The 7,524-nt window shown below is 52.2% G+C and carries 3 protein-coding genes; all 3 read left to right on the top strand.

Going from position 1 to position 7,524, the window contains the following annotated elements; all coding sequences use genetic code 11:
• On the top strand, nt 1-264 hold a 264-nt coding region (locus BLP55_RS17155; protein ID WP_211516811.1), incomplete at its 5' end, for a T9SS type A sorting domain-containing protein.
• A 98-nt stretch (nt 265-362) separates the two neighbouring features.
• The gene (locus BLP55_RS05450) at nt 363-1,706 is read left to right on the top strand and encodes a flavin monoamine oxidase family protein (protein WP_091141306.1); all 1,344 of its coding nucleotides are present in this window, start codon (nt 363-365) and stop codon (nt 1,704-1,706) included.
• Between the two features lie 330 nt (nt 1,707-2,036).
• Nucleotides 2,037-7,229, top strand: coding sequence for a GEVED domain-containing protein (locus tag BLP55_RS05445; RefSeq protein ID WP_091141305.1), 5,193 nt, complete (start codon nt 2,037-2,039; stop codon nt 7,227-7,229).
• Nucleotides 7,230-7,524: the final 295 nt, after the last annotated feature.

Genomic DNA, 7,524 nt, shown 5'->3' with positions numbered 1-7,524 from the left:
GAGGCTACGGCTTCGGCGGCGTTCAAGGCCACGGCTTATCCGAACCCGTTCACGAGCGATTTCAATATCGACATTGTGGGCGCAAGCCAGGAGAAAGTACAAGTGAAAGTATACGACATGTTGGGCAAGCTTGTCGAGTCTAAGGAGCTCGACGCGGCCGACGCACACAGCGCCAAGGTAGGGGCACAGTTCCCTGCAGGCGTTTACAATGTGATCGTAAGCCAGGACGGCATCGTCAAGACCCTTCGTGTGGTCAAGCGATAACGTTCGGTATCCATAAAGAGAAAGCCCTTCCGTAAATGGAGGGGCTTTTTGTTTGGGTTAATTAATTGATTAGATTTGACTTAACTGAAAATACGATCATGACAACCAGAAGGGATTTTCTCAGAAACACCGCAATGGTGGCTTCGGGACTGCTTGTTTCGCCCACCTTGACAGGGCAAGTTTGGATTGCAAAAAAAGCCAAGGTAGTCGTCATTGGCGCAGGTCTGGCCGGACTTGGCGCGGCGTACCAATTGCGGCAACGCGGTATCGATTGTGTAATCCTCGAAGCGCAGGGTCGTATAGGTGGGCGCGTGTTCTCGCAACGAATGGATGATCTGGTCGTCGAGTTGGGCGCCGAATGGGTAGGGGAGTCGCATACGCGAATACGCGAGCTGTGCGTTGAATTCAAACTCGAGCTCCAAAACAACCAAATGGATACGGGATTGATTTACAAAGGGCAATACCACCCGCCAGCGCAATGGGATTCGAGCGCGGACTGGAAAGCGAAATTTCAAACGTTGCTCGAGGAGTATCGGAAAATGAACGAAGTCGATAAAATGAAACTCGACCAGTATGACTGGTGGCGTTATTTGGTCAACAACGGTTGCCAGGGACGTGACCTTGATTTGCGTGAGTTGACCGACAGCACCGATTTTGGCGAGAGCATCCGTCACGTATCGGCATTTGCCGCCATGGCCGAGTATGCAGAAAGCAGCCCCAAGAACGAAATGGACCTCAAAATCAAAGGCGGCAACAACCTGCTCGCGCAACGGATGGCCGATGCGATAGGACGCGAATCGATTTTGCTGCAACACAAGGTCACGCGTGTGGTGCAGGATGCTTCCGGTGTGAAGGTGTATTGCGGCAACGGCAAGATGTTCGAGGCCGACAAAATGATCTGCACCCTGCCTACCTTTGCCTTGCGTGCCATCGACTGGCAACCCGGACTGCCGCAAGAAAAAATCGATGCAATCAACCAGCTGCAGTATGCGCGCATCAACAAGCATGCGATGCTGTACGGCCAGCGGTTTTGGCCAGCAGAAGCGTTCGATTTGGTGACCGACCAACTTCCGCATTATTTTTACCATGCGACAAAGAACCAAAGATCGGAAAAGGGTGTCTTGATTTCGTATACGATAGGCGACAAGGCGGCGGTCGTGGCCAACCAATCCGATGGCTGGAATGCCGCCGAAGTGCTGCGCACGCTACAGCCTCACTTTAAAACCGCACCCATGTTGCAGCAGCAAAACTTCTATTGGGGCAGCAACGACTACACCCAAGGCGCTTATGCCCTTTACAAGCCTGGGCAATGGTTCAACGTAAAGCCGGTTTTGCAACAAGATTTTTTGCATACCAGTTTTGCGGGCGAGCACCTTGCCGACTGGCAGGGTTTTATGGAAGGTGCGCTCGTTACCGGTGAACAGGCTGCGCGGCGGATTTAACATTTTTTGCGCAAAAAAATCCGAAAAACGCAAACAACGCGACGTTTTTTAACATTCTTCACATTGCGCAAGAGACTGTTTAGACTACAATTAGGACTTTTCTCGCCAAATTCTCGCCAAATCATCCGTTAAAAAGATGTATTTCGTCGATTATTTGCGTCTTTTTATCGAGGTTTAGCCAAAAAACAAAGAATATATCAACAAAGACAAAATACTGCTGATAATCCGAAACCTTTTTTTATAAATTAGCAGTCTGCCTTGTCGGGACTGGTTGTGTTTTTGTCAATACCCAAGCGATCGCGGCGGGCAGGTTAATCTAAAATCATTTTTATGAAAAAACTTTATTTATGGCTGTTTGCTTTCTTTTTGAGTTGGCAAATGGAAGCTCAGGTCAGCGCCTACACCATGGCTACCGGTACCTCCGGAACGCTAGATGCGATGACAGGTTCTACGCAGCTTGTCCCTTCGGCATCCGACGATGGGTTCTCGGTTGCGACAAACATCGGGTTTTCGTTCAATTACGCGGGAACCAATTACACCACCTTTAGCGCCAACGCCAACGGTTTGTTCCGTTTTGGGTCGACGCTGATGACAACGGGTAGTACGTACTACTCTAACAGTTCTTCGAGCGCGGGTACGGTTGGGCCTTGTATCATGCCTTATTGGGATGATTTGGCTACCGGTACTGGCGGTCAAGTACACTACAGGCTAGAAGGTACTGCACCCAATCAGATTCTGATTGTCGAGTGGTTTGTTACTGTTCCGCGCAATACCACTGGTGCTGCAAACGGCAGGATTCAGTTGTGGCTTTACGAAGGTTCTAATCAGGTTTATATGGTTTACGGCGCATTGGCGGCCAACAGCGTACAATCTGGATATTCCATTGGGCTTGCGACATCTTCTTCAATTTACAATACGGTTAATGCAACGACAAACGTAGCGTCTAATTCGACATTCACGACAAACAATACAGGAGCGATCACTGCAGGAAGAACGTATACGTTCACGCCGCCTGCGATTTGCGTGACGCCAACCGCCCAACCGACATCGTTGGTGTTTGGAACTACGACCACTTCGGCGATTGCCGGTTCTTTTACAGCGGCAAGCCCGGCACCATCAAAGTATATGGTGGTGCGCAGTACAAGCGCGACGCCGCCAACGGCCCCTACCAGCGGTACAACCTATGCGAATGGGTCGACTGCTCTGGGTGCGGGTACCTATGTGGTGCAAAGCACGAACGCTTTGACGTTTAACGACACCGGCTTGACAGCAGGTACGACTTATTATTACTACATCTATTCTTTCAACGACGGTTGTACAGGCTCTCCGGCCTATTTGACCACGTCTCCATTGACGGCTTCCCAGTCTACGATTTGTAGTACGGGTACTTCAGTAGGAAGCAACACCATTCTTTCTACATCGGCCAACATTACTTGGACCGGGACCGGGAATTTCATCGTCGAATATGGCGCAACCGGTTTTACGCCAGGTACTGGCGCTACTGCTGGAGTAGGCGGAACCATCGCTTCTTCAACGGCAACTTCGCCATACGCATTGTCAGGACTGACTGGCGCTACGGCATATCAGGTGTATGTTCGTCAGGTATGTCCGCTGGGCGGTTACAGCGCCAATTCCAGCGTACACAGTTTTACGACAGCTTGCGATGCTATTACGACATTCCCAAGCATTCAGGATTTTACGACGTATCCACCGGTTTGTTGGACCGAAGGCAACAACGGTTCGCTTGCGGCTGGTCCGGCAACGGTATCGCCTACTGCAGCTAATGCTTGGGTGGCCGATGGTCCGCTCAACGTAGGGTCAACAGGTGCCGCCAGTGTGAATCTCGATTCTACGGGCGACAACGACTGGATGATTTCGCCATTTTACGCGCTTCCAAGCAGCATGCGTTTGACGTATACGGCTTCGGCACACCAATGGAACTCTACAGGAGCACCGACTTCATGGGAAGCCGATGATTTTGTAGAATTGGTTTATTCGGCAGACATGCTCAATTGGACCGTACTCAGAACGTACAACAGCACCAACATCCCATCGCATTTAGGGCAAACCGAAGTGGTCGATCTTTCAGCTTTTGCCGGCCAAACCCTTCACTTTGCCTTTAGAGGTGTAGAAGGTGCAAGCAATGGTTCTGCAGATTTGGAATTCATTATAGACAATTTTGTAGTAGAACCGATCCCAGTATTGCCGCCAAACTGCGCAACAGGACTTACCCCTGCCGATTTGGCGACCGATGTGGCGAGAACGCCTACTTTGAGTTGGACAGCCGCTACAGGTTCTCCGGTAAGCTATGATATCTATTTGGGTACAAGCAGCACGCCAGGTCTTGTAGCCAACGTGACCGGGTTGACCTATACGCCAGCCATCTTGAACGCCAATACACAATACTACTGGCAAGTGGTTCCTAAGAACGCCAACGGTGATGCCGTAGGTTGTGCCGTACAGTCGTTCACAACAGGAACTGCCATCAACTATTGTGCAGCTACTTATTCGAATGGTTGCGGGTCTACGGGTGGCGACGCCATCACCAACGTAGAGCTCGGAACGCTCGTCAATGCATCGGGTTGCGCTGCCTCTCCGTACTATACTTTCTACAATGCCGTAACGGTGCCGAACCTCATGCAAGGCAGTACAGGCGAAGTCAAAGTAACGATGGGTGCAGATACAACAGGCCAATATTCTGCCGTATGGATCGATTACAACCAGAACGGTGTTTTTGAAGCGTCGGAAGGTGTCATGGCTTCGACCAATGCAGGTGGAGCAGGTGTTCCGGCCACGCTGAATATTTCTATTCCTGCCGGCGCGGTATTGGGCAACACCCGAATGAGAATCCGAGGCGGTAACGACAGTGTTATCCTCGATACACAGGCTTGTGGTGCTACTGCAAGTACATGGGGTGAAACAGAGGACTACATCGTCAACATCATTGCGATGCCAACCGATGCGCCAGATTATGTAGGCTTGAAGTTTCCTGCGACGGCTAATATCTTGGCAGGAGAATCCGCTACGGTTTACGGCCAGGTTTACGAAGGTGGTTTGACTGACGTTGCTCCGAACGTCGATGGCCAGGCGCCTGGTATCGAAGCATGGATCGGCGTCAATGCAAGCAACACCAACCCGAACACATGGGCTGCGGGTGCTTGGACTGCGGCAACGCACAATGCGGGACACGTTAGCAACAACGACGAATACCAAGCAACCATCGGTTCGACTTTGGCAGCGGGTACGTACTACTACGCCTACCGTTTTAGATTGAACGGCGGTCCTTATGTATACGGTGGTACCGACGGTAGCAACGGAAACTTCTGGAACGGTACTACACACAACAGTGGTGTACTTACCGTAAACCCGAACCCAACCCAGTGTGCTACAATGACCACGCCGGCCAACGCGGCTACCAACGTACCACGCGGTACGGTGGCCCTGAACTGGACGGCTCCTACATCGGGCCCGGCACCAACCGGTTACAAAGTGTATTTTGGTACGACTGCGGGAACCACGACTTTGGTGACTACTACAGGAGCGGCCGTGTTGACGTACAACGCTTCGGCGCCAAACTATTCTACGACATATTACTGGAGAATTGTTCCGACTTCTACAATTGGCGGCGGCGATGCAACAGGTTGTACAGAGTTTAGTTTTACGACAGAGGCCGATCCGTTCGCGCCATATTGTTCGGCAATAAATTATACCAACAACGTAGAGCCAATTACTTCGGTAGTGTTTGCGGGAATCAACAACCAATCTCCAAATACCGTACTTAGCGTTGCAAATGGAGGTATTCCGTTGCAAAACTTTATTGCGCAAACGGGTTCGGTTACTACAGAATCCAGCTACACCATGACGTTGAAAGGAAATACAGACGGAACCTTCACCAACAATTTCCGCGTATTCATCGACTGGAACCAAGATGGTGATCTCAACGACGCCAACGAGATTTTCAATGCCGGCAGTGTCACCTCTTCGACAGGTCTTGATGCCATCGAGGCTGTTTCGACGATTACTGTTCCGGCCAACGCGTTAGGTGGAACTACACGTATGCGTGTTAAGAAATTGTTCGGGACAACCGACCTTGCGAACCCATGTATCGGAGGTGGCTACGGTCAAATTGAAGACTACACCATCAACGTAACGGTTTGTACGCCTACCACTTGGTATGCCGATGCAGACGGTGACGGCTATGGCGATTCTGAAACAAGTGTGTCGGCTTGTAACCAACCTGTAGGCTATGTGGCTGTGGGCGGTGACTGCGACGACCAAATCGCAGCCATCAACCCAGGTGCTGCCGATATCCCTTACAACGGCGTAGACGACGACTGCGACGGCACGATCGACGAGACCGGTACGGTCACGACGACCTTGTTATCTAGCTCTTGCGGTGTGACGCTTGCGTCGATCAACTCCTTGGTGGGCATCCAGACCGTGGGCGGCCACCAGATCACGGGCTACCGCATCCGCATCACCAACGGCAGCGAGGTGCAGACGATCGAGAAGAACGTCCCGCACTTCACCATCCCGCAATTCCCGTCGCATGCCTATGCGACCACGTATACGGTAGAGATCCAGTTGCAGCGTGCCGGTATCTGGCAGGCGAGCTGGGGCACGCCGTGTTTCGTGTCGACCCCTGCGATCCTCGTGGACGGCGGTGCCGGTTCGGTGAACCCGTCGCAGTGCGGCATCACCCTGGCCAGCATCAACACCTTGATCGCAACTACGAGCCTCCAGGGCGTCACGGGTTACCGTTTCCGCATCAGCGATTTGACGAACCCTACGGGCCCTAACGCGGTGCAGACGATCGACCGTACGCAGAACTGGTTCAGCCTGCAGATGCTCGCGCGCTACAACTACGGCACGGAGTACCGCATCGAGGTGGCCGTGAAGACCACGGGTGCCTACGGCGGTTACGGCGCGGCTTGCGAATTGTCGTCTCCTGCGGCACCTTCATTGGTGAACTGCGGCGGCACGGTGGCGGCCAAGCACACGCCAATCGCCTCGACCAGCGTGTCGGGTGCTACGCAGTACCGCTTCCAGGTGGTACGCGCATCGGACCTGGCCAGCGCGACGCTCGACCGTTCTACGAACTTCTTTAACTTCAACATGATCCCTGTTTCGCTGTACACTGCAGGCGCGACCTACAACGTACGCGTGGCGGTGATGACGGCAGGCACGTGGTCTCCGTTCGGTGACGCCTGCGAGATTATGGCGCCTGGAGCGGGTGCCAAAGGCTTGCCTACGGCTACCGAGGCTACGGCTTCGGCGGCGTTCAAGGCCACGGCTTATCCGAACCCGTTCACAAGCGACTTCAACCTCGATATCGTGAGCGCGAGCCAGGAGAAAGTACAAGTGAAGGTATACGACATGTTGGGCAAGCTCGTTGAGTCTAAGGAACTCGACGCGGCCGACGCACACAACGCCAAGGTAGGGGCGCAGTTCCCTGCAGGCGTTTACAACGTGATCGTAAGCCAGGACGGCATCGTCAAGACCCTTCGTGTGGTCAAGCGATAACGTTCGGTATCCATAAAGAGAAAGCCCTTCCGGAAACGGAGGGGCTTTTTTATGCCTATCGCGAACCAATTGGCGGGTTTCGCTTTGGTGGCCAGCTTGTTGCGTATTTGTTTGGCGAACCGTTAACTTTGTTGCGATATTTATCGCAAAAGGAGGGTTTGCCTTTTTTTTAGGTGTTGTTTAACCGCATTATTAAAAAATTCGCAAATGTGTGTTAAATGGTTTATAAAACCCAAATTTTCGTTAATTTTGCTTGCTTATGCTGACCGATTGAAAGTTAGCTTATTACGGACCA

Source organism: Flavobacterium caeni, from assembly GCF_900101895.1.
GTDB lineage: Bacteria > Bacteroidota > Bacteroidia > Flavobacteriales > Flavobacteriaceae > Flavobacterium > Flavobacterium caeni.
This window is presented reverse-complemented; position numbering and strand designations above follow the sequence as displayed.

What these genes read in the sequence shown, in the direction of transcription:
- BLP55_RS05450 (WP_091141306.1), top strand. Translation starts at nt 363, where the DNA reads ATGACAACCAGAAGGGATTTTCTCAGAAACACCGCAATGGTGGCTTCG.
- BLP55_RS05445 (WP_091141305.1), top strand. Translation starts at nt 2,037, where the DNA reads ATGAAAAAACTTTATTTATGGCTGTTTGCTTTCTTTTTGAGTTGGCAA.